Source organism: Vibrio sp. 1159 (assembly GCF_033340395.1).
GTDB classification, from domain to species: Bacteria; Pseudomonadota; Gammaproteobacteria; order Enterobacterales; family Vibrionaceae; genus Vibrio; species Vibrio alginolyticus.
Window position 1 is genome coordinate 1 of the sequence record NZ_JAWOWL010000104.1, and the last position, 1,384, is coordinate 1,384.

Here is a 1,384-nt window from a genome sequence, read left to right on the forward strand (position 1 = left end):
TGCGTTTTAAAGCGAGTTGCGCTACGCCTGAATGCTTAATGAGAAATGCCAATATCGACATGGAAGATGATGCTTTTCAGGATTACATTGAGGCTGCAACACAAGATAAACGTTCGGATGTGATGCAGGTGATCGGTGTTGCTCTTATCGCTAACCCATATCTCAAACCTTTAGAATATGTTGTGTTTGGAGATATAGCCTACGCTGGACTTAAAGATAAAAACCTTGATCCTCTTTGGGCTTATTTAATGGGTAGAGGGGCTTACTATCGCCTACATTTACTTAGCGTGTCTAAGAGAGTGAAAGATACCTCAGAAAATGTTGTAAGTTATTTTTCAGGGAGCGTTTTAAGTAGTGATTGATAAGGTTAAGACGCAAAAGTATGTGAATGTGTCCGATGGTATTAATGCATCTTGCTTAGGGATATGTTTATTCTTTTTTTCTGCGGAATTTATCTATCTTTTAAGCTTCTGGGGATTAACATTTTTTTTCTCAGGACTTGCTCTGAGACGTTATTGTAAAGGTAAGGGTATGATGCGTTTCGGAACTAGTAGTGAAATTGATACTGATGACATAAACGAAATTATTAGTTCATATAACAATTACTTACTGATTCTTGCTATTAGTAATGTAGTAATGGTGGGAATTACAATATATCACCTCTATCAAGCTTTCATTTAACTTAAATGGTTTAGTGCGAACCCAGATTTAGACGTAAGAACGGCTCCCAATCGGGAGCCGTTCTTCGTTGTCAGGGGGCAAAAAATAGGGTCGGTACGTTAGTAACGAAAATCTACAAGTTAAGCGGTAGAGTCCGATCTCGATGCGTCAGCATCGAGGCACACAATGACGCAAGGCGGAGGAAAATTTATTTTCCGATACCGTAGTGTTATTACTGGCGAACTCGCCAACTGTGTGCCTAAAAAAATCTGATCTCATAATGAAAAGTTAACCGTCCAACGAGAATCCAACAGAAAAACAACGACGATCCAACGATTGTCCAACCAAAATCAGCTTAACACCATGCGAATAACGTTGAATCCAACGGCTGTCCAACGGAAAAACAACCAAAATCGATGATTGAGCATGTAGGGTGTTGTTGATGGTGCTTTGAAGTTTTGAAATATATTTTTTTCGCACGATAGAAACAAAAAAGCCTCCCAATCGGGAGGCTTTTTTGTTTGGAGAGTTGTCAGATCTAAAAGATCAGCATTGAGATCAAATGCTTTTAGGATTAATCTCTTTCCCCAGATGTGAAAAAACCAGCCGTAGGAAGCTGGTTTATTTCGGAATACTCACAGGTTTGAACGGCCGTGAAGTCCTTCCATGATAGACCATATCAAGTAAGCATTTCAAGAGTATTTCTGCACTCTGTTTGGAATCA

Annotated in this window: 2 protein-coding genes; both read left to right on the forward strand. The window is 39.3% G+C overall.

Going from position 1 to position 1,384, the window contains the following annotated elements; genetic code table 11:
• Window positions 1–362, forward strand: a 362-nt coding sequence (locus R7127_RS26180) for a hypothetical protein (protein ID WP_318148681.1), incomplete at its 5' end; no start/stop codon positions are given.
• Complete coding sequence (locus R7127_RS26185; RefSeq protein ID WP_169608406.1) at window positions 355–681, forward strand: hypothetical protein; 327 nt, start codon at window positions 355–357, stop codon at window positions 679–681. The genes R7127_RS26180 and R7127_RS26185, both read left to right, overlap by 8 nt.
• Window positions 682–1,384: the final 703 nt, after the last annotated feature.